At 55.7% G+C, this 21278-nt stretch carries 19 protein-coding genes, 3 tRNA genes and 1 pseudogene; 13 read left to right on the forward strand and 10 right to left on the reverse strand.

Going from position 1 to position 21278, the window contains the following annotated elements:
• Positions 1 to 47: 47 nt before the first annotated feature.
• Complete coding sequence (argA, locus tag OK412_RS21500) at positions 48 to 1376, reverse strand: amino-acid N-acetyltransferase (protein WP_010248624.1); 1329 nt, start codon at positions 1374 to 1376, stop codon at positions 48 to 50.
• Between the two features lie 232 nt (positions 1377 to 1608).
• Between argA and amiC the strand changes: the two genes are divergently transcribed.
• On the forward strand, positions 1609 to 2853 hold the full coding sequence (amiC, locus tag OK412_RS21505; protein ID WP_264353532.1) for an N-acetylmuramoyl-L-alanine amidase AmiC: 1245 nt from the start codon (positions 1609 to 1611) through the stop codon (positions 2851 to 2853).
• A 110-nt stretch (positions 2854 to 2963) separates the two neighbouring features.
• On the opposite strand, the gene OK412_RS21510 is transcribed toward amiC, so the two are convergent.
• The 3 genes from OK412_RS21510 to OK412_RS21520 form a co-directional block, all read right to left on the reverse strand.
• Positions 2964 to 3040, reverse strand: a tRNA-Met gene (locus OK412_RS21510).
• Positions 3041 to 3094: 54 nt separating this feature from the next.
• Positions 3095 to 3171, reverse strand: a tRNA-Met gene (locus tag OK412_RS21515).
• A 65-nt stretch (positions 3172 to 3236) separates the two neighbouring features.
• Positions 3237 to 3313, reverse strand: a tRNA-Met gene (locus OK412_RS21520).
• A gap of 203 nt (positions 3314 to 3516) precedes the next feature.
• Between OK412_RS21520 and mltA the strand changes: the two genes are divergently transcribed.
• Entirely contained in the window at positions 3517 to 4665 is a 1149-nt protein-coding gene (gene mltA / locus OK412_RS21525; protein ID WP_010248620.1) for a murein transglycosylase A, read from the forward strand.
• 48 nt (positions 4666 to 4713) lie between these two features.
• The gene (gene tcdA / locus OK412_RS21530; protein ID WP_010248618.1) at positions 4714 to 5526 is read left to right on the forward strand and encodes a tRNA cyclic N6-threonylcarbamoyladenosine(37) synthase TcdA; all 813 of its coding nucleotides are present in this window, start codon (positions 4714 to 4716) and stop codon (positions 5524 to 5526) included.
• Here the strand turns inward: tcdA and csdE are convergent.
• Both csdE and csdA read right to left on the reverse strand, forming a co-directional pair.
• A complete protein-coding gene (gene csdE / locus OK412_RS21535; RefSeq protein WP_010672147.1) occupies positions 5505 to 5960 on the reverse strand; it encodes a cysteine desulfurase sulfur acceptor subunit CsdE in 456 nt (151 codons plus the stop codon). The two genes, tcdA and csdE, sit on opposite strands and share 22 nt — an antisense overlap.
• Positions 5961 to 5962: 2 nt before the next feature.
• Positions 5963 to 7171 (reverse strand): cysteine desulfurase CsdA, encoded by a 1209-nt coding sequence (gene csdA, locus OK412_RS21540; protein ID WP_264353533.1) that lies wholly within the window; start codon positions 7169 to 7171, stop codon positions 5963 to 5965.
• Positions 7172 to 7380: 209 nt separating this feature from the next.
• Between csdA and OK412_RS21545 the strand changes: the two genes are divergently transcribed.
• The 4 genes from OK412_RS21545 (at position 7381) to rlmM (ending at position 10396) form a co-directional block, all read left to right on the forward strand.
• Positions 7381 to 7605, forward strand: coding sequence for a YgdI/YgdR family lipoprotein (locus OK412_RS21545; RefSeq protein ID WP_010248613.1), 225 nt, complete (start codon positions 7381 to 7383; stop codon positions 7603 to 7605).
• Between the two features lie 334 nt (positions 7606 to 7939).
• Positions 7940 to 8857, forward strand: a complete 918-nt coding sequence (locus OK412_RS21550) for a transcriptional regulator GcvA (RefSeq protein WP_003854641.1) — start codon at positions 7940 to 7942, stop codon at positions 8855 to 8857.
• A gap of 50 nt (positions 8858 to 8907) precedes the next feature.
• The gene (locus OK412_RS21555; RefSeq protein WP_010248611.1) at positions 8908 to 9303 is read left to right on the forward strand and encodes a DUF423 domain-containing protein; all 396 of its coding nucleotides are present in this window, start codon (positions 8908 to 8910) and stop codon (positions 9301 to 9303) included.
• Complete coding sequence (gene rlmM / locus OK412_RS21560) at positions 9296 to 10396, forward strand: 23S rRNA (cytidine(2498)-2'-O)-methyltransferase RlmM (protein WP_010248609.1); 1101 nt, start codon at positions 9296 to 9298, stop codon at positions 10394 to 10396. The genes OK412_RS21555 and rlmM overlap by 8 nt, the downstream gene beginning before the upstream one ends.
• Before the next feature lie 24 nt (positions 10397 to 10420).
• On the opposite strand, the pseudogene xni reads toward rlmM, so the two are convergent.
• From xni to queF, 3 genes and pseudogenes are all read right to left on the reverse strand, one after another.
• Positions 10421 to 11175 (reverse strand): annotated as a pseudogene (gene xni / locus OK412_RS21565) (flap endonuclease Xni).
• 34 nt (positions 11176 to 11209) lie between these two features.
• On the reverse strand, positions 11210 to 12574 hold the full coding sequence (gene ppnN / locus OK412_RS21570) for a nucleotide 5'-monophosphate nucleosidase PpnN (protein ID WP_010672144.1): 1365 nt from the start codon (positions 12572 to 12574) through the stop codon (positions 11210 to 11212).
• 169 nt (positions 12575 to 12743) lie between these two features.
• Entirely contained in the window at positions 12744 to 13589 is an 846-nt protein-coding gene (gene queF / locus OK412_RS21575; protein WP_022623809.1) for an NADPH-dependent 7-cyano-7-deazaguanine reductase QueF, read from the reverse strand.
• A gap of 62 nt (positions 13590 to 13651) precedes the next feature.
• On the opposite strand from queF, the gene syd reads away from it, so the two are divergent.
• The 4 genes from syd to OK412_RS21595 all read left to right on the forward strand — a co-directional run bounded on the left by syd (position 13652) and on the right by OK412_RS21595 (position 16355).
• Positions 13652 to 14200, forward strand: a complete 549-nt coding sequence (gene syd / locus OK412_RS21580; protein WP_022623808.1) for a SecY-interacting protein — start codon at positions 13652 to 13654, stop codon at positions 14198 to 14200.
• Between the two features lie 587 nt (positions 14201 to 14787).
• Positions 14788 to 15117: a YqcC family protein gene (locus tag OK412_RS21585; protein WP_264353534.1), complete on the forward strand. Its 330-nt coding sequence runs from the start codon at positions 14788 to 14790 to the stop codon at positions 15115 to 15117.
• Positions 15117 to 15896, forward strand: a complete 780-nt coding sequence (gene truC / locus OK412_RS21590; RefSeq protein WP_033772508.1) for a tRNA pseudouridine(65) synthase TruC — start codon at positions 15117 to 15119, stop codon at positions 15894 to 15896. Before OK412_RS21585 ends, truC begins: the two co-directional genes overlap by 1 nt.
• 12 nt (positions 15897 to 15908) lie before the next feature.
• Complete coding sequence (locus OK412_RS21595) at positions 15909 to 16355, forward strand: flavodoxin (protein WP_010248594.1); 447 nt, start codon at positions 15909 to 15911, stop codon at positions 16353 to 16355.
• A 78-nt stretch (positions 16356 to 16433) separates the two neighbouring features.
• Here OK412_RS21595 and garD read toward each other — a convergent pair whose 3' ends face one another.
• Complete coding sequence (gene garD / locus OK412_RS21600; protein ID WP_264353535.1) at positions 16434 to 17993, reverse strand: galactarate dehydratase; 1560 nt, start codon at positions 17991 to 17993, stop codon at positions 16434 to 16436.
• A 574-nt stretch (positions 17994 to 18567) separates the two neighbouring features.
• Here garD and OK412_RS21605 point away from each other — a divergent pair.
• Together OK412_RS21605 and OK412_RS21610 are read left to right on the forward strand one after the other, a co-directional pair.
• Positions 18568 to 19929, forward strand: coding sequence for an MFS transporter (locus OK412_RS21605; protein ID WP_010248591.1), 1362 nt, complete (start codon positions 18568 to 18570; stop codon positions 19927 to 19929).
• Positions 19926 to 21272 carry an enolase C-terminal domain-like protein gene (locus OK412_RS21610; RefSeq protein ID WP_010248589.1) on the forward strand — a complete coding sequence of 449 codons (1347 nt, stop codon included), beginning with the start codon at positions 19926 to 19928 and terminating at the stop codon, positions 21270 to 21272. The genes OK412_RS21605 and OK412_RS21610 overlap by 4 nt, the downstream gene beginning before the upstream one ends.
• Positions 21273 to 21278: the final 6 nt, after the last annotated feature.

Consider the following 21278-nt stretch of genomic DNA (forward strand, 5'->3'; position numbering starts at 1 on the left):
GAGAGGGGACAGACCACGCGGGGGGGGCCTGTCCCTTACGGATTGAATCAGGTGAGATCGGCCATCAACACTTTTGAACGGCGCTGATAGTTATACATCTCTTTCTTACTCTCGGGCAGCGACTCAATATCTACCGGCGTAAAGCCGCGTTCCTGGAACCAGTGGATGCTGCGGGTGGTTAACACAAACAGTTTTTCCAGCCCCATCTGGCGTGCCTGAAGTGCCACGCGTTGCAGCAACATCTCACCGCGTGAAGAGCTGCGATAGTCAGGATGAACCGCCACACAGGCCATTTCGCCAATCTTCTCATCCATAAATGGATAGAGTGCTGCACAGGCGATGGTCAGATTATCGCGCTGAATGATGGTGAACTTATCAATTTCCATTTCCAGCTGCTCGCGCGAGCGACGCACCAGAATACCCTGCTGCTCCAGCGGACGGATCAGTTCGAGGATGCCGCCGATATCATTGATATTGGCGCGACGGATCTGCTCTGCCGACTCCATAACGATCTGGGTACCGATACCGTCGCGTGAGAAGAGCTCCTGCAACAGCGCGCCATCTTCCTGATAACTGATTAAATGGCTGCGGCGTACACCACTGCGGCAGGCTTTCACCGCCCCACGCAGGAAGCGGACAGTCCCGGAAAGATAATCGCCTTCCTTTTCAATCTCATCGATACGGGCCTGCGCATCATTCGGGAAAAGCTCGGAGATGATTTCACCCTCGCTGTTCAGCACGCCCTGCTCAGAACAGAAGCCGATCATTTTTTCCGCTTTGAGTTTAATCGCCAGCTGGGTAGCCACTTCTTCCGAAGTCAGGTTAAAGCTTTCGCCGGTAACAGAAACCGCAACCGGGCCCATCAGCACAATCGCATCGTTATCCAGCTGGCGATGAATGGCCTCTTCATCAATACGACGGATACGGCCGCTGTGACAGTAATCCACGCCATCATCCACGCCCAGCGGCTGTGAAATAATGAAGTTGCCGCTGACCACGTTGATATGCGCGCCCTGCAGCGGCGTGTTGTTGAGACTCATTGAGAGGCGGGCCGTGATATCTAACTGCAGCCGGCCGGCGGCCTGCTTCACTAACTCCAGCGATTGCGCGTCGGTGACCCGGGTAAACTTATGGTAAACCGGCTCCAGCTGCTGCTGAGCCAGGCTGGCATCAATCTGCGGGCGTGCGCCATACACCACGACGAGGCGAATGCCCAGGCTGTGCAGCAGGCCGATATCATTAACGATGCCAGAGAAGTTCTCATGCTCAATCGCTTCGCCACCCAGCATGATGACAAAGGTTTTACCCCGGTGGGCATTGATATAGGGAACGGTATGGCGAAAACCCTGAACCAGTTCGGTACTACGTTCCTTCACGGCCAACCCTCAGTGAATGTTTATTCGTATTTTTTGTATTTTTATGCTTTTACGTCCGGTTTTGCAAGTCTTAATCCTGACGAAAATTTACGTTTTTCTGGGTGTCAAAGCCGCTAACAGCCTGCATTATTTAGGGTTTCCGGGGTGACATCATGCTGCGGATTGGATAAAGTTTTCGCCGCCATTTTAGTAACTGGCGCTTTTTTAGACATTACACAGCAGCTGGAGCGGCATGTCAGACGTTAATTCCCATTTTTCACGCAGACGATTTTTACAGGGGACGGGCGCCTTACTGCTGTTAAGCGTCAGCCGGACAGGGTTGGCGGCGAAGAACCACATTGTGGCGGTGCGTATCTGGCCCTCATCGACCTACTCGCGGATGACGCTGGAGTCCAATGTCGCGCTGAAGTACAAGCAGTTTGCGCTGAGCAATCCCGAACGCCTGGTGATTGATATTCAGGGCCTGCATCTCAATCCGGTTCTGAAAGGGGTAGATAAGCAGGTTCGGGTCGACGATCCCTTTATTAAAAATGCCCGTGTCGGCCAGTTCGACAGCAACACGGTGCGCGTGGTACTGGAATTAAAGCGCAATGTCGCGCCGAAGATCTTTAATCTCTCGCCTGTCGCCGGGATCAATCACCGGCTGGTGGTCGATCTCTATCCGAGCCAGAACCAGGTTGAGGATGATCCTCTGCTGGCCCTGCTGAAAGATTATAACCAGGGCGATCTGGAGAAAGATGAAGGGGTGCAGGCGCCCTTACCCGGCAGAGCGGGGCGCGATCGTCCGATCATTATCATGATCGATCCCGGTCACGGCGGGGAAGATCCAGGTGCGCACGGCAAATATAAGACCCGCGAGAAAGATATTGTGCTGAAGATTGGACGGCGACTCAAAGCGCTGATCGATAAAGAGTCCAATATGAAAGCCTATATGACGCGCAATGAAGATGTCTTTATTCCGCTGCGCGTCAGGGTTGCCAAAGCCCGTAAACAGCGTGCCGACCTCTTTGTGTCGATCCATGCGGATGCCTTTACCAGTCGCGCGGCACGCGGCTCTTCAGTGTTTGCCTTATCAACCAGTGGTGCCACTTCGGCGGCGGCTCGTTTCCTGGCTCAGACTCAGAATGAATCAGACCTGATTGGCGGCGTCAGCAAAAGCGGTGACCGCTATCTCGATCACACCATGTTCGATATGGTGCAGCGTCAGACGATTCATGACAGCCTTAAATTCGGCAAAGAGGTGCTGCATCGCATGGGGCGCATCAACCATCTGCACAAACGCACCGTGGATCAGGCCGGATTCGCAGTGTTGAAAGCCCCTGATATCCCGTCAATTCTGGTCGAGACGGCGTTTATCAGTAATGTGGAGGAGGAGCGCAAGTTGCGAACGACCCGTTACCAGCATCAGGTGGCAGAGGCGATTCTGAACGGCATCAAAGCGTATGTAGAGAGTGGGGCGGCGCTGGCCCATCGGTAAAGGAGTGCGGGTAGCCGGGCTATCCGCGCGCTTTTCAGGGCAGAGAGAGGCTGAAGCGGCTTTTGGGAACGTCAGAAACAAAAAAACACCCTTTCAGGTGTTTAAATGATTGGTTGCGGGGGCCGGATTTGAACCGACGACCTTCGGGTTATGAGCCCGACGAGCTACCAGGCTGCTCCACCCCGCGTCCGTATCATACTTTTTTCACATTGTGACTTCTGTAAAACAACTGCAGAAGTATTGGTTGCGGGGGCCGGATTTGAACCGACGACCTTCGGGTTATGAGCCCGACGAGCTACCAGGCTGCTCCACCCCGCGTCCGTATTGCTTCTATTACTTTTACTTCTCACATTGTGACTTCTGTAAAACTGCTGCAGAAGTATTGGTTGCGGGGGCCGGATTTGAACCGACGACCTTCGGGTTATGAGCCCGACGAGCTACCAGGCTGCTCCACCCCGCGTCCGTGGAAGCGCACTATACTCTCCGCGCTAATTCATGCAACCCCTTTTTGCAGATAAAAGCCAAATTAACAGCCAGTTGCTGAAGGATTCAGCCATCTGGTTAATTATTAAACTGATATGCGTGACGTCTGAGCGGATGCATTTCATTCTGTCGGGGGCTTTGCTATCGTCGCGGGGCGAACAGTTATAAAAAGAGAAGATAATGAAATCACATTGGGTGAAGTATGCACTCACTGGCGCGTTAATTACGCTGCTGGCGGCCTGTAGCTCCAAACCGACCGATCGCGGTCAGCAATATAAAGATGGCAAACTGGAACAACCGCTGGCGCTGGTGAATCAGCCCAATGCCAAAGGCGCACCGGTTAATGGCAGAGACTTTGGCGAGCAGGTCCGTCAGATTCAGTCTGCCTCATCTGCCCTGTATAGCCGTCAGAACGGCACCTATAGCGCGATTGAGAGCTGGCTGATGGCGGGTGCCGATACCCGACAGCTTCGTCAGTATGGGCTTAACGCCTGGCAGATGGAGGGAACGGATAACTACGGTAACGTGCAGTTCACCGGTTACTACACGCCGGTAGTAGAAGCGCGCTACACCCGTCAGGGTGAATTCCAGTATCCTATCTACCGTATGCCGCCGCGCAAACGCGGAGAAAAATTACCGAGCCGCGCCTCTATCTATAGTGGCGGACTCGATGACCGCTACATCATCGCCTACAGCAATTCCCTGATTGATAACTTCATGATGGATGTGCAGGGCAGTGGTTATGTCGACTTTGGCGATGGCCGCCCGATGACCTTCTTTGGTTACGCCGGTAAAAATGGCTGGGGTTATCACAGCATTGGCAAAGAGCTGATCGATCGCGGTGAAGTGAAGCGCGAAGATATGTCGATGCAGGCGATTCGGCAGTGGGCGCAGGAGCACTCACCGCAGGAGGTCCGTGCGCTGCTGGAAACCAACCCATCATTCGTCTTCTTTAAGGCTGAGCCGTTTACGCCGGTGCGCGGTGCCAGCGCAGTTCCGCTGGTGGCGAAAGCCTCCGTTGCGTCTGACCGCTCAATTATTCCGGCGGGCACCGTACTGCTGGCTGAAGTGCCGCAGTTAAATGAGAAGGGCAAATTCAACGGCAAATATGAGATGCGCCTGATGGTGGCACTCGACGTGGGTGGCGCGATTAAAGGCCAGCACTTTGATATCTATCAGGGTATCGGCCCGGACGCCGCGCATCTGGCGGGCTTCTATAATCACTACGGACGCGTCTGGGTAATTAAAGCCGCGCCGGGTGCCGGACAACCGCTGTTCTCCAGCCCGCAAAACGGTAATAATGGTTCACTGCTTCTCGGCGCTAACTAACTTCTTCTCTGCGGGCCTTCGGGCCCGCACGACGTAACAGGTTCAACTATGAAAGTGTTAAATGACGCCTGGCATCAGCGCTTTGGCGGCACGGCGCGTCTCTATGGCCAGGATGCGCTGCAACGTTTTGCTGACGCACACTTCTGCGTCATCGGGATTGGCGGTGTCGGATCCTGGGCGGCGGAAGCGCTGGTGCGCACCGGAATTGGTAAAATCACCCTGATTGATATGGATGATGTCTGTATCACCAACACCAACCGACAGCTTCATGCGCTGCAGGGCAACGTCGGCAAAGCCAAAACGGAAGTGATGGCAGAACGGCTGCGTGCGATTAATCCTGACTGTGAAGTGATCTGCATTGATGACTTTATTACGCCAGAGAACACCGCCGAACTGATGGCAGCCGGTTTCGACTATGTGATCGATGCTATCGACAGCGTGCGACCGAAAGCGGCGCTGATCGCCTGGTGCCGCCGGAATAAGATCCCGCTGATCACCACCGGTGGCGCGGGTGGGCAGATCGATCCCACTCAGATCCAGGTCGCCGATCTGGCGAAAACCATCCAGGATCCGCTGGCGGCAAAGCTGCGCGAACGACTGAAAAGCCTGGGCGTGGTGAAAAACAGCAAGGGCAAACTTGGCATCGACTGCGTCTTTTCTACCGAAGCGCTGGTCTATCCGCAGGCTGATGGCAGCGTCTGTGCTTCACGCAGCACAGCGGAGGGGCCGAAGAGAATGGATTGCACCTCCGGCTTTGGCGCGGCCACCATGGTAACCGCCACCTTCGGCTTTGTTGCCGTCTCGCATGCGCTGAAGAAGTTTCTGGCGCGTGCTGCCCGTCAGGACGCCGTCAGCGCCTGACGCGCGGCGTGCTCCACTGCGGCGGCCAGCGCCTGCAGGCCGCTGCTGCGGGAGGCACTGAGCTGGGCGCGCAGGCCCAGTTCATCAAACAGTTTTAAGGGATCCATCGCCAGCAGCTGTTGCGGCGTCTGGCCCTCAGCGGCGGTCAGCAGCACGGCCAGCAGGCCGCGCACAATACGTCCTTCACTGTCACCATAGAAATGCAGCGTGCCATCTTCGCGTAACTGGCTGCCCAGCCAGACCCGATTTTCACAACCGCTCAGTTCAATTTCTGCTGTTTTCAGTTCCCCGGGTAAGGCAGGCAACTGGCGGCTCAGCTGGATCAGCTGACGATAACGATCTTCCCACTGATGAAAGCGGCCAAAGCTCTCTTTCAGGCTGGCAACGGTAATCTGTTCGCCAAACGGGTGTGGCGCTAACGGCGATGAATGCATAATCAAAACTCCGATAACAGCGAGATGGCGCTCTTCATAGCGCGCACCAGCGCATCAACATCCTGCAGATTATTATAGGGTGCAAAAGAGGCCCGCAGCGTGCCGCTGACGCCCAGCGCCGCCAGCAACGGCTGCGCGCAGTGCTGGCCAGCGCGCAGGGCGATTCCCTGCTCAGCCAGCAGCGTCACCAGATCGCTGTGATGCAGGCCAGCGAATTCAAATGCCAGCAGGCTGGCATTTGAACAGCGGAAGCTGTGGAAACCGGGTAATTCCGTCAGCTGCTCTTCCGCCAGCGTCGCAAGATGCTGACTCCAGCGCTCCGCTTCGGGCAGATCGTACTGCGCCAGCCAGCTCAGTGCTGCACTCAGGCCCACCACGCCCGCCACATTCGGGGTGCCAGCCTCAAAACGCCACGGCACCGGCTGCGGCGTGAATCCGCTGAAATCGACATCCGTTATCATCTTACCGCCGCCCTGCCAGGGCTCCATCGCCTCCAGCAGTTCCGCTTTGCCATATAACGCGCCAATGCCCATCGGACCGTAAATCTTATGTCCGGAAAAGGCGTAAAAGTCGATATCCAGCGCCTGTACGTCAGGCGGACAATGCACCACGCCCTGTGCGCCATCGACCATCACTTTCGCGCCCACGGCGTGAGCGAGCGGTATCGCCTGAGCGAGTGCGGGACATCCGCCGGTGACGTTCGACATCTGTCCGACCGCCAGCAGGCGGGTACGGCTGTTGAGCAGGGCGGGCAGCTGGCTGATATCCGGCAGGCGATCCGCGCCTAACGGCCATTTTACGACGCGGGCACCGCACGCCTGCGCAGCCATCAGCCAGGGCACCAGGTTGGCGTGGTGTTCTGCCTCGCTGACCACAATCTCATCACCAGGCTGTAAGCGCGGGCGCAGCCAGCTGTTCGCCACCAGGTTTATCGCTTCGGTGGTACCGCGCGTCCAGACAATCTCACGATCGTCAGCGGCGTTAAGCCAGCGGGCAACCTGATTGCGCGCCTGCTCATAGCGATGGGTTAAGGCCTGGGCGGCGGCAAACTGGCTGCGATGGACTGTACCCGCGCTGAGGCTGTAAAACTGCTGCGTGCTGTCAATGACGGCCTGCGGCTTCAGCGTGGTCGCTGCGCTGTCGAGATAAACGCCTGCGTCGGCGAGTGCGGGAAACTGCTGGCGAAATGCGGTGGGATTAAATGCGGTCATGCCTGGTCCATGATAAGAAAAATTAGGACCACACTGAAAGAATGGTCTGCGTCTGGCAAAGCTGGAAAAGCGCGTTATGCTGAATATTGCAAGGTTTGAACCAAACCCGCATAACGATCGGACGTTTACTAGTCGATCTCACTTATCGGCTGCCTCTGGTTAGCGTAACGCGGGTGGTTTGATGCAATCAATCTACAAGGAGATAGCAGATGAAAAAATTAACCGCAGTACTGGCCGTGTGTACCCTGGCTTTTACCCTGAGTGCCTGTTCAAGCAATTACGTGATGCATACCAATGATGGTCGCACCATTGTGGCTGCCGGCAAGCCTAAAGTCGATAACGATACCGGCATGATCAGCTATAAAGATGCGAATGGCAACGAGCAGCAAATCAACCGCTCTGATGTCAAAGAGATGGTAGAGTCTGGCAACTAAGCAGCAAAAAAAAAGCACCGCAATTTGCGGTGCTATTTAAAAATCACTATGGACAGACAGGGTAAATCTACAGGAATTAAGAGTTCGATCCGCAATCGTCGGATCAAAAATTGCAAACACAACATCACGACCACAAGCCAAAAGCTTTCAGAAAATCTGCGAACTCACTCACAAATCTAAAAACTTTTCGTTCCGACTCAGGAAGTGCGGCAACTATAGGTATTTGCTGGAGGTTCCTCAACGGACAAATTATAATGCCTCGGATTAAAAATTCTAATACGTAAACGCTTTGTATAAGCCAGCGTATTTTTTGCCGATCCGGATACGGAAAACCATGTCGAAACGCCTTCCTCCTCTCAACGCACTGCGTGTTTTTGATGCAGCTGCACGCCATTTAAGCTTTACCAAAGCCGCAGAAGAGCTGTTTGTCACCCAGGCTGCTGTAAGCCATCAGATTAAATCTCTGGAAGATTTTCTGGGGTTAAAGCTATTTCGCCGGAGGAATCGTTCGCTATTACTGACCGAAGAAGGACAAAGCTACTATCTCGATATCAAAGAGATTTTCTCGGCAATCAACGAAGCGACCCGCAAACTGCAGGCACGCAGTGCCAAGGGTGCGCTGACCGTTAGTTTACTGCCGAGCTTTGCCATTCAGTGGCTGGTTCCCCGCCTCTCCAGCTTTAATATGGCTTATCCGGGAATCGACGTGCGTATCCAGGCGGTTGACCGCGACGAAGAGAAACTGGCCGACGATGTCGACGTGGCGATTTTTTACGGTCGGGGTAACTGGCCCGGCCTGCGGGTTGAAAAACTTTATGCCGAATATCTGCTGCCGGTCTGTTCACCGTCGCTGATGACCGGGGATAATCCGCTGAAAACGCCGATGGATCTGTCGCGTTTTACTCTGCTGCATGATGCCTCCCGCCGGGACTGGCAATCTTATATCCGGCAACTGGGCCTGCAGCATATCAATGTGCAGCAGGGGCCAATCTTCAGCCACAGCGCCATGGTATTGCAGGCGGCGATTCATGGTCAGGGCGTGGCGCTGGCGAATAACGTCATGGCGCAGAGCGAAATAGAAGCCGGGCGATTAATCTGCCCGTTCAATGATGTATTAGTCAGTAAAAACGCTTTTTATCTGGTTTGTCATGACAGTCAGGCAGAACTGGGTAAAATAGCCGCCTTCCGGCAGTGGATCCTGGAAAAAGCTGCAACCGAACAAGAAAAATTCCGCTTTCGCTATCAACAATAACGTATTGATTTATTTGCATTCAGATGCAAAAGGACTCTGAGGATCGGTTAATGTCCAGTCGTGCCATGTTTGTTTTTTCGGCTATCAGCGGATTTCTGCTGGTGGCTTTTGGCGCATTTGGTGCCCACGTTTTGAGTCAGTCGCTTGGTGCGGCTGAAATGGCCTGGATTCATACCGGGCTGGAATATCAGGCTTATCACACCTTAGCGGTGATGGGGCTGGGTGCTGCGATGTTACGCCGCGCCAATATCTGGTTTTACTGGAGCAGTGCGCTGATGGCGCTCGGCACCGTGCTGTTTAGTGGCAGCCTCTATTGTCTGGCGCTGTCACATCTGAAGTTTTGGGTTTTTATCACCCCCGTGGGCGGGGTCTGTTTCCTCGCCGGTTGGGTATTGATGTTGATTGGCGCGCTGCGTCTTAAACGAAAGGCAGAACGCCATGAATAAAGTTTTACTCTATTGTCGCCCCGGTTTTGAAAAAGAGTGTGCGGCGGAAATCAGCGCCAAAGCGGCTGAACGTGAAATCTACGGCTTTCCACGGGTTAAAGATGACTCTGGCTACGTGCTGTTCGAGTGCTATCAGTTTGAAGATGCCGAGCGGCTGGCACGTGAGTTGCCGTTTGACGAGCTGATTTTTGCCCGTCAGATGCTGGTCGTCGGCGAAATGCTGCGTGACCTGCCGCAGGAAGATCGCATTACCCCGATTGTCGGCATGCTGACCGGCGTAGTGGAAAAGGGCGGCGAACTGCGTGTTGAAGTGCCAGACACCAACGAAGCCAAGGAGCTGACTAAGTTCTGCCGCAAGTTCACCGTGCCGCTGCGCTCGGCACTGCGTGAAAGCAAAATCCTGTTGAATTATGAGAGCCCGAAACGCCCGGTCGTGCATGTGTTTTTCATCGCGCCGGGCACCTGCTACGTCGGCTACTCCATCCGGGAAAACAGCTCGCCGTTTTACATGGGTATTCCACGCCTTAAGTTCCCCTCCGATGCGCCAAGCCGTTCCACCCTTAAGCTGGAGGAGGCGTTTCACGTCTTTATCCCTGCGGATGAGTGGGATGAGCGTTTAGCCAGCGGCATGTACGCCGTGGATCTCGGTGCCTGTCCGGGCGGCTGGACTTATCAGCTGGTGCAGCGCAGCATGATGGTATATGCGGTGGACAACGGACCGATGGCACCGAGCCTGATGGATACGGGCCAGGTGATGCACGAGAAAGCGGATGGCTTTAAATTCCGTCCGCCACGCACCAACATCAGCTGGCTGGTGTGTGACATGGTGGAGAAGCCGGTGCGCGTGGCTAACCTGATGACCGACTGGCTGGTCAACGGCTGGTGCCGTGAAGCGATCTTCAACCTTAAGTTGCCCATGAAAAAGCGCTATGAAGAGGTGACGCAGAATCTGGCCATGATGCAGGAACGATTTGATGATAATGGTATTAACGTGCAGATTCGCGCTCGTCAGCTTTACCATGACCGCGAAGAGGTGACCGTACATGTGCGCCGAATCTGGGCGGCTGCCGGTGGTCGTCGCGACGAACGTTAATCGCCGGGCTGAGTGCAGGGGCACTCAGCCGGTATAACGCAGCGTATTCAGATTCCCCTGCAACACCAGATCCCGCTTCAGAGTTGCGACCTGACGGCTGATCTCTGCCATCTGCTGACCCTCAGCGAGCTTCTCCCGCCATCTGGCCGGCACCTGATCCAGTTGCTGATAGATCCCCTCAAGCGTGTGAAACTCTGTCAGCAGCTGTTTCGCGCTTTTCGGACCGATGCCGGTGATGCCCGGAATTTTACTGCTGCTGATGCCGCACAACCCCCAGTAGTCGGGTAACCGCTGTGGCGCCACACCAAATTCAGCCTCGATAAAAGGCAGATCAAGCCAGCGTTTCTGGAAGTAGTCGCGGATGCGGATCTCGGGTGCCAGCAGCTGACAGTAGCCTTTGTCGGTTGAAACAATGGTGGCCTGATGTCCGGCCTGAGCCATTTTCACCGCCAGCGTCGCCGCTAAATCGTCCGCTTCATCCTCGCCCGCTATCCAGCAGCTTACGCCTGCGGCGCGAAAGGCCTCCTGTAACGCCGGCATCTCTGCCTGTAAATCGTCTGGCATCGGCGGGCGACCGATTTGTAATCGGGTAGCAGCTGATGACGCCAGCCCTGATGACGCGCTTCGCCATCAAATACCGCCACCGCATGAGTCGGATGGGCGTGACCCAGTATCTGGCGCAGCGCAGCCACGCAGCCTTCGACACAGGGGGAGCCCTGTACCGCATGCAGACGGCGAATCAGATTCAACGCGTCAACAATAACAAGATGAAGAGCCATGAGAGTATGGGCAGCCCGGGGGCTGCCTCCTGGTTTATTTGATAATTTCGTAGCAGGGAATGTAGGCGGTGCCTGGCAGTTTCATGCGTTGCTGTGCAACGAATCCCTGCAGCAGCTCATCCATGCGGTGCATGATGTCGGGGTCGCCATGCAGTTTGTAGCGTCCCTTCTCGCGGATTTCGCGGATGCCCATCTCTTTGACGTTACCGGCTACGATGCCTGAGAAGGCGCGGCGCAGGTCAGCAGCCAGCTTTTCGGGTGGCTGATTGGTGTAGAGATTGAGATTCGCCATATTTTCATGGGTTGGCAGGAACGGCACCTGCAGATCGGGTTCAATGCGAATCGACCAGTTAAAGCTGTAAGCATCGCCGGTTTCGCGACGATTCTCTTTTACCTGCGGCATCGCTTTCTTCATCAGACGCGCCACTTCGGCTGCATCGTTGATGATGATCTGATAATGCTTACGCGCCTGTTCGCCCAGGGTGTTAACGATGAAATCATCCAGCACGCGGAAGTAGTCGGCGCTCTCTTCCGGCCCGGTCAGGATCAGCGGTAATACCTGATCGCTGTTCTGCGGATTCATCAGGATGCCCAGCAGATAGAGCAACTCTTCTGCGGTCCCTACGCCGCCCGGGAAAATGATGATGCCATGGGCAATGCGCACAAAAGCTTCCAGACGTTTTTCGATGTCCGGCATGATGATCAACTCATTCACCAGCGGATTCGGCGGTTCTGCCGCAATGATGGAGGGTTCGGTCAGGCCGATAAAGCGGCTGTCACGATAGCGCTGCTGAGCATGGCCTACGGCGGCCCCTTTCATTGGCGCTTCCATCACGCCCGGCCCGCAGCCGGTACAGATGTTCAGTTCACGCAGTCCAAGCTGAGTTCCGACATTGCGGCAATACTGGTACTCAACGGCGTTGATCGAGTGACCGCCCCAGCAGACCACGGTGTTGGGATACTCGCCGATATGCAGCGCCCGCGCGTTACGCAGAATGGAAAACACGGTGTTGGTGATAGTGGCGGAGTCATTTTCTTCAGCCGCAGTGAACCGACCCGGCATGTTGAGCTGACCGCTGACAAACAGGATGTCACGCAGCACCGCAAACAGGTTAGCCTGCAGTGAACGGATGATGCGGCCATCCACAAACGCCTCTTCCGGTGGATTGATCAGCTCCAGTTTGACGCCGCGCTCACGGCGCAACACATTGATGTCGAAATTTTCAAAGCGGGAGAGCAGCTCCTGGCTGCTGTCAGTCTGGCTGCCGGAGTTAAGCACGGCAAGAGAGCAGTTGCGAAACAGCTGGTAGAGGTCGCTGCTGGCTGTGCGCTTGAGCATATCGACTTCCAGCTGTGAAAGCAGATCCATCGAGCCAAGAGGGCTGATATGGGTAATCAAATGAACTCCTTTACACCCGCCTGGGTGCGTGTTGGCACTGCAACGGCAGTGACGAAAATCCCTGGTCGGCCACCCGCAGGTAGCCGCCATCACCAGAGTAGCCTTGTCGGCCCGCACAGCTCAAGCGGAACTGCGCTTACGGCACGCAGCCTGCGAGAAGTCTCGCAAACTACTGACGAACCAGTCGCGAAAAACCGGGCGAGAAGGGCACATTAGTGCGCCATGGATTGATATCCAGTCCGCCACGACGGGTGTAGCGTGCATACACCGTCAGCGCTTCCGGATGGCAGAAACGCATCACATCATTAAAAATGCGTTCGACACACTGCTCGTGAAATTCGTTGTGCTGGCGGAATGAGACCAGATAGCGCAGCAGCGCTTCACGGTCGATACGCGGGCCTTTATAACGAATCATCACGGAGCCCCAGTCGGGCTGATTGGTAATCAGACAGTTTGACTTGAGCAGGTGGCTGACCAGCGTCTCTTCAACGATTTCGCTGCCCGCAGCATCGGCCAGATAGTCAGCATTGAAGCGGTAATCCTCTATGGCGATATCCTGCTCATCAATACAAACCCCCTCAAAATGGCCGATGGGCTGACCTTCCACTTCATTGAGACGGAACAGCGCGACCCGCGCTTCACCTTCAGCACAGGCACTCAGGTCCCGCTCCAGCGTCTGACGAACCTCGCCCCAGTCGGCAAAGCGGGTCTGGTTGAAACTGTTAAGGTAGAGCTTGAAGCTTTTTGACTCGATAAGGTTGCGGCTCTGTGCATCGAGCACCACTTCGCCAACGGCAACCTGTGGCAGACCTTTGCTGTTGAGCCACGAGAGTTCATACAGGGTCCAGATATCACTGCCGGTAAAGGGCAGACTGTCGGGAAACAGGCCAAGGGGTTCACGATTCAGGCTGCGCGGCACCGCCTGCAGTAAGCTGTTGTCATAATGATCGTGATAGGCTGTGGGTTTGCCCAGCGTCAGGTTGCTGAGTGCCTGATCCTGTTCGTGAGTAGTCATTGCGGTTACCACCAAAATTAATCAAAGTGGCTAAGTGTAACCCATCAGAAGTGAGAATATGAATGATGCAGCAAACTGCCGCCGCGTTGCGCGACTTTACTACCCGATACTGCCAGCACTGGCTTCAGCAGGCCGGGCATGCGCCGGCCAGCAGCGATCTCTTTGGCATACCTTCGCCCTGTGCCCTAGAGGATCGCGATCAGCGAGTCGTCTGGCAGCCGCAGCCTTTTACTCTGCCACAGACGCTGGATGCGGTTGAGCGGGCGATCGACATCCAGCTCCAGCCGCAGATCACAGCTTTCTATACCACGCAGTTTGCCGGCGATATGCAGGCCAGTTTTGGTGAGAATCAGCTGACACTCTTACAGGTCTGGAGTGAGGATGATTTCCTGCGGTTACAGGAGAATCTGATCGGGCATCTGGTGATGCAGCGCCGCCTTAAACAGTCGCCTACGCTGTTTATCGCCACCACCGAGTCAGAACAGGAGATCATCTCGCTTTCTAATCTCAGCGGCGAAGTGATTCTGGAGCAGCCCGGCGGTAAACAGCGTGTGAAATTAGCGGAAACGCTTGAGATATTTCTTAAGTCATTACAACCGGTTATCATCTGAGTTGCAGTGATTTGCCCCTGACCTTGTGAGATATCTCTTACATGTGCTGTGAGAGATCGCTATATAACAGGTGAGACTTCCGGAAGGCTGAGATGTAAAAATATTGTGAATCATCAACTTAATGGCGTTTATCTGAATTTACGCCGCACATTTCGTAAAGTTCTGCTGTGAGTACCTTGTGCGCGTAACGAGTTCTGTCAAAATGTTTCGCACTGCAGGAAGCTCAGGAAAAAGATATCGTCAGGATGATGATAAGCCATGAGGCAGGAACGTAACGGAGCTTACGGCACACGGAAGGTTTCAGGATGAAACAGGATCGCTCAGGATTGAGCAAGGGACACCTCCAGGATGGAGAATGAGAACCCCCTCAGAAGAGGTGGTGGGCCAGGATGCTAAGGATACATCAGGACGATGCGCGACAGGAGTTCGCACTGGACAAGTTGTCATGGAAGAGCAGGGAGCATTAACGTGGCGGGATGGCTGCAAACGAACCGGGAGCACTGTTTATACAGTGCTCCCTTTTTTTGTGCCTGTGCCAACAAGTGATATGCTTGCCGCCCATTTTTGACTGCTCGCGGAGGTGGCGCATGACGCCTGAACAATTGATTACGCAACGGCTGGAACAACTGGAAGCGGTGATGCGTGAGCATCATCTCTGGCAGAGTACCCCGCCGGCCGAGGGGGCGCTCGAGAGCCGCGAACCCTTTTGCCTGGATACACTGGAGCCGCTGCAGTGGCTCCAGTGGGTGTTAGTCCCGCGGATGCATGCCCTGATTGCGGCCCGACATCCGTTACCACAAAATTTTGCCGTGGCCCCCTATTATGAGGTGGCTCTGGTGCCTGACCAGCCGGGTATTGCGCCGCTGTTGCTGACCCTGCGTCAACTTGATGCGTTAATCACTAATGCTGCCCACTGATGCTGGAGATACTCTATCAGGATGAGTGGCTGGTTGCCGTCAACAAGCCCAGCGGCTGGCTGGTTCATCGCAGCTGGCTGGATCGCCATGAAACGGTGTTTGTGATGCAGACCGTTCGTGATCAGATTGGGCAGCATGTGTTTACGGCGCATCGTCTCGACAAGCCCACGTCAGGGGTACTGCTGATGGGGCTCTCCAGTGAAGTCGGACGTCTGCTTTCGCTGCAGTTTGAACAGCACCAGATGCAGAAAACCTACCATGCTGTGGTTCGCGGCTGGCTGGAGAGCAGCGGGACGCTCGATTATCCGCTGGTGGAAGAGCTGGATAAAATTGCCGATAAACACGCCACGGAAGCGCGCACCGCACAGCCCGCGGTCACCGATTATCAGTCACTGGCAACGGTCGAGATGCCGGTCGGCATTGGCCGTTATCCCACTTCGCGTTATAGCCTGGTTGAACTGGCTCCTAAAACCGGTCGCAAGCATCAGCTGCGTCGTCATATGTCACACCTGCGTCATCCGATTATTGGCGATTCGGCGCACGGCGATCTGCGTCAGAACCGGGGTGCTGCCGAACATTTTGGCGCTAACCGCCTGATGCTGCACGCCAGCAGCCTGGCATTAACTCATCCGGTAACCGGTGAACCGTTGCTGCTTCGCGCCGGACTGGATGGCGTCTGGCAGAATCTGATGAACCAGTTTGGCTGGCAGGATCGCATTCCTGAGGTGCCGCGGGTTGAGTTTGACGCAGCGCCAGGACAGGATAACGTTTCAGAATAAGGGGGAAAGCAGATGGCAAAGATTGGCATTTTTGTAGGTACGGTATATGGCAATGCGCTACTGGTCGCGGAAGAAGCAGAGCCCATTCTGCAGCAGCAGGGGCACAGCGTAACGGTGTTTGACGATCCGACGCTGGCTGACTGGCAAAACTATGCCAGCGACGTGGCGTTAATTGTCACTTCTACTACCGGGCATGGCGATTTTCCCGACACGATTTCAGGTCTGTTCCATGCGATTAAAGATCAGCTCGGTCATCAGCCCGCGCTGCGCTATGGCGTGATTGCGCTGGGTGACAGCAGCTATGACCATTTCTGTGGCGCGGGTAAAACCTTTGACGCGCTGCTGCAGGAGCAGGGCGCTCAGCGGGTTGGTGAGGTGTTACTGGTTGATGCCACTGAAAATCCGGAACCGGAGGCGGTTACCTCGCCGTGGGTTGAAGCCTGGGGCGCGCAGCTCTGATTGCAAGGCCAGGCTTATCTCTGCCTTAACAGAGATAAGCCTGTAGTGCGCGCACGGCGATATCGGTTGAGTGCACTGTCAGGTGACAGGCGCCGGGTTAAACACCGCCAGCTGATTACGAATGCCCCAGCGATCGGACCAGGTCTGCTTTCTGCCACTGGCGATATCCAGAATCAATTCAAACAGTCGCCAGCCCACCTGCTCAATACTCTCTTCACCGGTAGCAATCGTCCCGGCATTGATGTCCATCAGATCGTGCCAGCGCTCTGCCAGCGCATTACGCGTCGCCATCTTGATCACCGGAATTGCGGCCAGACCGTAAGGCGTACCGCGACCAGTAGTAAACACCTGCAGGGTGATACCGGATGCCAACTGCTGTGTACCGCAGACAAAATCGCTGGCGGGCGTGGCCGCGTAGATCAATCCGCGTCGCGTGGGCCGCTGGCCGGGCGAGAGCACTTCAACAATGGCGCTGCGTCCCGATTTTGCGATCGAGCCAAGCGCTTTTTCCACTACGTTCGCCAGCCCGCCTTTTTTATTGCCCGGCGACGGGTTAGCGCTGCGATCGGTCTGGCCCTGGTCGAGGTAATTATCATACCAGGCCATCTCCTCCAGTAAGCGCTTACCGACTTCCTGATTAATCACCCGCGGCGTCAGCAGGTGAATCGCATCACGCACTTCAGTGACTTCCGAGAACATCACGGTGGCACCGCAACGCACCAGCAGATCAGAGGCGAAGCCCACTGCCGGATTTGCCGTCACGCCCGAAAACGCATCGCTGCCACCACACTGAATGCCGACAATCAGTTCTGCTGCGGAGCAGGTTTCGCGCTGGCGCTGATTCAGCCGCTGGAGATGACGCTCCGCCACCTGCAGAATCTCATTGACCATCGCGCCAAAGCCCACCAGCTTTTCATCCTGCAGACGCACGATGTCATGGTCGTCCAGCGAAATCGCCTGCACGTCGGGGGTGCCAGTCAGCAGACGCTCTGGCTGTAACTTTTCACAGCCGAGGCTGACGATCATCACTTCGCCGCCGAAATTCGCATTCAGCGCCAGGTTATGAATGGTGCGAATCGGCACGACCGCCGCGGGAGCGTTGATCGCCACACCACAGCCATAAAGGTGGTTCAGGGCAACCACACCATCCACGTTCGGATAGCGCGGCAGTAACTCCCGTTCAATGATCTGTACGACATGATCCACCACACCGGCCACGCAGTGGACGCTGGTGGTGATGCCGAGCAGGTTACGCGTGCCTACGCTGCCATCCGCATTGCGGTAACCTTCAAAGGTATAGCCCTCCAGCGGCGGCAAATCAGGTGGAACCTGAGTAGCTAACGGCAGACTCTCCAGCGGAGGGGCTTCCGGCAGCGCGACCAGTGACTCATCAATCCAGCTGCCCTGGGCAATATCCCGCAATGCATAGCCAATGACTTCGCCATAACGCACGATCTCTGCACCCTGATTAATCGCGCTCAGCGCCACTTTGTGGCCCTGCGGCACATGCTCTGTGAGGGTCAGGCCATCCGCAAACTGCGTACCGGCTGGCAGACCCAGACTGTTAACCACAATCGCCACATTGTCGTGCTCATGGACTTTGATATAGAGCGGTTGTTCATCTGTTTTTGGGTTCATCGCTCACCTTCCTGTCTGTCGTACCGTACTTGTGCGGCACGCTGTAATGATCTGACCTATCACGCCCTTGTTTGCCAGCTTCAGTATAGGGAGGCGGGGCGGGTCGCGCATTGTGCAAATGACCACCATTAAGGCAATTCGTCTCGCTGTTTTGGGTCGATTATCCAAAAGCAAGTGAAGACCCTCACAAACAGCGGGGGAAAGCGTTATCCGGGGCGGATTTTGCACGGGTATTTGCCACTTTCGTGAGCTATACCGCAGGCTTTTGTGCATCCGCAAGACAATCACTTCAATAAGGCGATTATTCCAGGGCGATGCGCCAATGTGATCGCCACAGGCTGTTCTTATACTGAGTTCCGTTAGCCAAAGTCAGGTTATCTGTCACGACGTATTATTCATCCGAAAGAGGTTGCCTGGGATTATTAACCGCCGCGGCTGCCAGACACCGGATGGATAAATAAAGTTTGCCAAAACAAAAAGATCGCCGTGTTTAACCCAACTTCTCTCTGATACCCAACGCGATGTGTATGCAGTCAGAGCGAATGTAGCTCACGCTATATTTCAGGAGTGCATCATGAATAGTTTCAGCCAGACCGCGGAAACGGTGCAGAAACGCACCAATGCCCGTTACTGGATTGTGGTGATGTTATTTATCGTCACCTCATTCAACTACGGTGACCGCGCAACGATTTCGATTGCCGGTTCGGCGATGTCAAAAGATATTGGCCTCGATTCGGTCGGACTCGGCTATATCTTCTCTGCCTTCTCATGGGCGTATGTTATTGGTCAGATTCCGGGCGGCTGGCTGCTTGACCGCTTCGGCTCAAAACGCGTCTATTTCTGGAGCATCTTTACCTGGTCGCTCTTTACCTTTTTGCAAGGGTTCGTCGATCTGTTCAGCGGCTTCGGCATCATCATGTCGCTGTTTATTCTGCGCTTCCTGGTGGGACTGGCCGAAGCGCCCTCTTTCCCTGGCAACAGCCGCATCGTCGCGGCCTGGTTTCCGGCGCAGGAGCGCGGCACGGCCGTGGCGATCTTCAACTCGGCCCAATACTTCGCCACCGTTATCTTCGCGCCCATCATGGGCTGGCTGGTCTCTTCCGTGGGCTGGGCGCACGTGTTCTGGTTCATGGGCGGCCTGGGCATCATCCTCAGCTTCATCTGGCTGAAAGTGATCCACGATCCCACCGATCACCCTGGCGTGAATAAAGCCGAACTGGAGTACATGGAGCAGGGCGGTGCGCTGATCAACATGGATGTCAAAAAGGATAGCCGCAAAGTGAGCTGGAGCGAGAAGTGGTTCCAGATCAAACAGCTGCTGACGTCACGCATGATGCTGGGTATCTACCTCGGTCAGTACTGCGTTAACGCCTTAACCTACTTTTTTATCACCTGGTTCCCGGTCTATCTGGTACAGGCGCGCGGCATGTCGATTCTCAAAGCGGGCTTTATTGCCTCGATTCCGGCGGTGTGCGGCTTCCTCGGCGGCGTACTGGGCGGGGTGATCTCCGACTGGCTGATGCGTAAAACCGGCTCGCTGAATATCGCGCGTAAAACACCGATCGTGCTCGGCATGCTGCTCTCTATTTCGATGGTGATGTGTAACTACACCGATACCGAATGGGTGGTGGTGTTCTTCATGGCACTGGCGTTCTTTGGTAAAGGCATCGGTGCGCTGGGCTGGGCGGTGATGGCAGATACTGCGCCGAAAGAGATCAGTGGCCTGAGCGGCGGTCTGTTCAACATGTTCGGTAACTTCTCTGGCATCGTGACGCCTATCGCCATCGGTTACATCATCGCCACCAGCGGCTCCTTTGAAGGCGCGCTGATCTATGTCGGTATTCACGCCTTTGTCGCCGCATTCAGCTTCCTGGTGATCGCGGGCGATATCAAACGTGTCGAACTGAAAACCTGGCCCGGTAAGGATGCATTATGAATACGCAAAGTTCGCCGGTGATTACTGAGATGCAGGTTATCCCGGTCGCCGGTTATGACAGCATGCTGCTCAATATTGGCGGTGCGCACAACGCCTGTTTTACCCGCAATATTGTGGTTCTCACTGACAGCGCCGGTCACACCGGCGTCGGTGAAGCCCCCGGCGGCGACACCATCTATCAGACGCTGGTAGAGGCGATTCCGCAGGTGAAAGGCCAGCAGATTGCGCGAATGAACCGTCTGGTACAACAGGTGCACAAAGGCAATCAGTCGGCTGACTTCACCACCTTCGGCAACGGTGCCTGGACTTTTGAGTTGCGGGTCAACGCGGTAGCTGCGCTGGAAGCGGCGCTGCTTGATCTGCTGGGACAGTGTCTGGGCGTACCGGTGGCTGAACTGCTGGGGCCAGGTAAACAGCGTGATGAAGTGACGGTGCTGGGCTATCTGTTCTATCTCGGTGACCGCCGCAAGACCGATCTGCCCTATCTGAGTGGTGAGCAGGCCAGCCACGACTGGTATCACCTGCGTCATCAGGAAGCGCTGACCAGCGATGCCGTGGTGCGGCTGGCTGAGGCGGCTGCGGATAAATATGGCTTCAAAGATTTTAAGCTCAAAGGCGGCGTGTTGCCTGGCGAGCAGGAGATTGCCACCGCGGCGGCGCTGAAGCAGCGCTTTCCCGACGCCCGCATTACGGTCGACCCGAACGGCGCCTGGCTGCTGGACGAGGCGATAGCGCTGTGTAAAGGGATGCAGGATGTGCTGAGCTACGCTGAAGATCCGTGCGGCGCGGAGCAGGGCTATTCGGGACGTGAAGTGATGGCCGAGTTCCGGCGCGCAACCGGCTTACCGGTGGCCACCAATATGATCGCCACCAACTGGCGCGAGATGAATCACGCGGTGATGCTCAATGCGGTCGATATTCCGCTGGCGGATCCTCACTTCTGGACGCTGAGCGGTGCCGTGCGGGTCGCGCAGCTCTGCGATGAGTGGGGCCTCACCTGGGGCTGCCACTCCAATAACCACTTCGATATTTCGCTGGCGATGTTCACCCATGTGGGTGCAGCGGCGCCAGGCAATCCTACCGCGATTGATACCCACTGGATCTGGCAGGAGGGCGATCAGCGCCTGACGAAAAATCCGCTGCAAATCCGCAACGGGAAAATTGCCGTACCGGATGCGCCGGGTCTGGGCATTGAGCTCGACTGGGAGCAGGTAAACAAAGCCAATCAGCTTTATCAGTCACTGCCCGCCGGCGCGCGTAACGACGCCACGGCGATGCAATATCTGGTCCCCGGCTGGACATTTGATCGCAAACGCCCGGCATTTGGCCGTGCAACAGCATAAGGAGCA

Origin of the sequence: Pantoea sp. JV6 (genome assembly GCF_025910055.1) — a bacterium.
In the GTDB taxonomy this organism is placed as follows: Bacteria; Pseudomonadota; Gammaproteobacteria; order Enterobacterales; family Enterobacteriaceae; genus Pantoea; species Pantoea agglomerans.

Coding starts and splice junctions, on each gene's coding strand:
- amiC (WP_264353532.1), top strand. CDS start 1,609: ATGTCAGACGTTAATTCCCATTTTTCACGCAGACGATTTTTACAGGGG.
- OK412_RS21595 (WP_010248594.1), top strand. CDS start 15,909: ATGGCAAAGATTGGCATTTTTGTAGGTACGGTATATGGCAATGCGCTA.
- OK412_RS21585 (WP_264353534.1), top strand. CDS start 14,788: ATGACGCCTGAACAATTGATTACGCAACGGCTGGAACAACTGGAAGCG.
- OK412_RS21605 (WP_010248591.1), top strand. CDS start 18,568: ATGAATAGTTTCAGCCAGACCGCGGAAACGGTGCAGAAACGCACCAAT.
- truC (WP_033772508.1), top strand. CDS start 15,117: ATGCTGGAGATACTCTATCAGGATGAGTGGCTGGTTGCCGTCAACAAG.
- OK412_RS21550 (WP_003854641.1), top strand. CDS start 7,940: ATGTCGAAACGCCTTCCTCCTCTCAACGCACTGCGTGTTTTTGATGCA.
- OK412_RS21555 (WP_010248611.1), top strand. CDS start 8,908: ATGTCCAGTCGTGCCATGTTTGTTTTTTCGGCTATCAGCGGATTTCTG.
- OK412_RS21610 (WP_010248589.1), top strand. CDS start 19,926: ATGAATACGCAAAGTTCGCCGGTGATTACTGAGATGCAGGTTATCCCG.
- garD (WP_264353535.1), bottom strand. CDS start 17,993: ATGAACCCAAAAACAGATGAACAACCGCTCTATATCAAAGTCCATGAG.
- csdA (WP_264353533.1), bottom strand. CDS start 7,171: ATGACCGCATTTAATCCCACCGCATTTCGCCAGCAGTTTCCCGCACTC.
- rlmM (WP_010248609.1), top strand. CDS start 9,296: ATGAATAAAGTTTTACTCTATTGTCGCCCCGGTTTTGAAAAAGAGTGT.
- OK412_RS21545 (WP_010248613.1), top strand. CDS start 7,381: ATGAAAAAATTAACCGCAGTACTGGCCGTGTGTACCCTGGCTTTTACC.
- mltA (WP_010248620.1), top strand. CDS start 3,517: ATGAAATCACATTGGGTGAAGTATGCACTCACTGGCGCGTTAATTACG.
- syd (WP_022623808.1), top strand. CDS start 13,652: ATGATGCAGCAAACTGCCGCCGCGTTGCGCGACTTTACTACCCGATAC.
- queF (WP_022623809.1), bottom strand. CDS start 13,589: ATGACTACTCACGAACAGGATCAGGCACTCAGCAACCTGACGCTGGGC.
- tcdA (WP_010248618.1), top strand. CDS start 4,714: ATGAAAGTGTTAAATGACGCCTGGCATCAGCGCTTTGGCGGCACGGCG.
- csdE (WP_010672147.1), bottom strand. CDS start 5,960: ATGCATTCATCGCCGTTAGCGCCACACCCGTTTGGCGAACAGATTACC.